This is a genomic window from Ramlibacter sp. (assembly GCF_035706265.1).
GTDB lineage: Bacteria > Pseudomonadota > Gammaproteobacteria > Burkholderiales > Burkholderiaceae_C > Ramlibacter.
On record NZ_DASSVG010000407.1, the window covers coordinates 1 to 2111 of the forward strand.

The 2111-nt window shown below is 71.8% G+C and carries 2 protein-coding genes; one reads left to right on the forward strand and one right to left on the reverse strand.

What is annotated here, in order from left to right; translation table 11 throughout:
* Positions 1-1617, reverse strand: a 1617-nt coding sequence (gene mutL / locus VFM98_RS14585) for a DNA mismatch repair endonuclease MutL (protein ID WP_325110638.1), incomplete at its 3' end; no start/stop codon positions are given.
* Positions 1618-1660: 43 nt separating this feature from the next.
* On the opposite strand from mutL, the gene VFM98_RS14590 reads away from it, so the two are divergent.
* Positions 1661-2111: VTT domain-containing protein (locus tag VFM98_RS14590; protein ID WP_325110639.1), on the forward strand; the 451-nt coding region annotated here is incomplete at its 3' end.

The following is a 2111-nucleotide window of genomic DNA, read 5'->3' on the forward strand; positions in this document are numbered from 1 at the left end:
CTGCGCCAGCTCGGCGAGCACGCTGCGCGCGAGTTCGACCGCGTCGCCCTGCGCCAGCGCGGCCGGCACGGCGCGCACGGCAAGGGTCTTCGGCGTGAAGGGCGTGACCTGCAGGCCGAGGGTTTCGAGGGTGGCCTGGCAGGCCTCCGCCGTGGCCACTTCGGCCGGCGTGGCGGCGAAGGTGACGGGGATCAGCAGCGGCTGCGAGCGGATCGCCTGTGCGTCCATCTGGGTCTTGAGGCGCTCGTAGACGATGCGCTCGTGGGCGGCGTGCATGTCGACCACGATCAGGCCCTGGGCGTTCTCGGCCAGGATGTAGATGCCGTGGAGTTGGGCGATGGCTTTGCCGAGGGGCCATTGGGGTGACGAAGGAACCCCGCCTTCGCTGCGCTCGCCGAGCGCTGGGCTTCCTGCGTCAGCCCAGCCTACGGGGGCGTCAGCCTCGCCGGCGCGAGTGTCACCCCAGAGCGCCCCCAGATCCTGCACCGCCTCCCCCACCCGCGGCGCGAACGCAATCCCCGGCTGCCGCCACGCCGGCGCCGGTGCGGGCTGCGCCGGCGTCGGCGACAACGCGAGCGGCGGCTGCGCGGGCTGCGAACCCGCCGCTGCGGCCCGCGGCGCCGACAACGCCGACTCCACCGCATGCCGCACCGCCTGGTGCACCTCGCGGCCGTCGCGGAAGCGCACCTCGATCTTGGTCGGGTGCACGTTCACGTCCACCCGGGCCGGATCGATCTCCAGGTGCAGCGCATAGACCGGCTGGCGCTGGCCGTGCAGCAGGTCCTCGTAGGCGCTGCGCGCCGCATGCGCGATCACCTTGTCGCGCACGTAGCGGCCGTTGACGTAGGCGAACTGCCAGTCGGCGCGCGCGCGCGCCGCATCGGGAATGCCCGCGCGGCCGCGCACGCGCAGCGGCCCCGCGGCGTGGTCGATGGCGACGCTGTTGGCGAGGAACTCCTCGCCCAGCACGTCGGCCAGGCGCTGGTCGCGGCTGGCGGGCCGCCACTGCTCGCACAGCTTGCCTTCGTGCCAGACGGCGAAGCCCACGTCGGGGCGCGCCAGCGCGTGGCGGCGCACGGCCTCCAGGCAGTGCGCGAATTCGGTGGCGTCGGTCTTGAGGAACTTGCGCCGCGCCGGGGTGCTGAAGAACAGCTCCTTCACTTCCACCGTGGTGCCGGTGGCGCGCGCGGCCGGCCGCAGCTCGCCGCTGGCCGCATCGAGCAGGAAGGCGCTGGCCTGGCCGGCCGTGCGCGAGAGCAGGTGCAGCTCGGAGACCGAGGCGATCGCCGCCAGCGCCTCGCCGCGGAAGCCCATCGTGGCCACCTGCTCCAGCTCGGCCAGCGAGGCGATCTTGCTGGTGGCGTGGCGCTTCAGCGCCAGCGGCAATTCCTCGCGCGCGATGCCGCAGCCGTCGTCCTCCACCGAGATCAGGCGCACGCCGCCGGCCAGCAGCCGCACAGTGACCTGGCTGGCACCGGCGTCGAGGGCGTTGTCCACCAGTTCGCGCACCACGGAAGCGGGGCGCTCCACCACCTCGCCGGCGGCGATCTGGCTCACCAGCTCGTCGGGCAGCTCGCGGATCGGCCGGCGCGGCGCGGGGGAGAGGACGGCGCTCATCGCCGGCATTGTAGGAGCGCGCGCCCGGCGATAATCGCGCCCCATGGACCTGGTGATGCTGCTGGTCGACTTCATCCTGCATGTCGACCGCTACCTCGAGAATTTCGTGACGAATTACGGCGCCTGGGTCTATGCCCTGTTGTTCCTCGTCATCTTCGTGGAAACGGGCGTGGTGGTGATGCCCTTCCTGCCCGGCGACTCGCTGCTGTTCGTGGTGGGCGCGCTGTGCGGCGTGGGGCTGATGGACTATCCGCTCTCGGTGGCGCTGCTGATCGCCGCGGCGGTGCTGGGCAACCAGAGCAACTACACCATCGGGCACCACTTCGGCCCGCGCGTGTTCCAGTGGGAGCACTCGCGCTTCTTCAACAAGCACGCCTTCGAGCAGGCGCACGCCTTCTACGAGAAGTACGGCGGCATCACGATCGTGCTGGCCCGCTTCATGCCCTTCCTGCGCACCTTCGCGCCCTTCGTGGCCGGGGTGGCGCAGATGACGC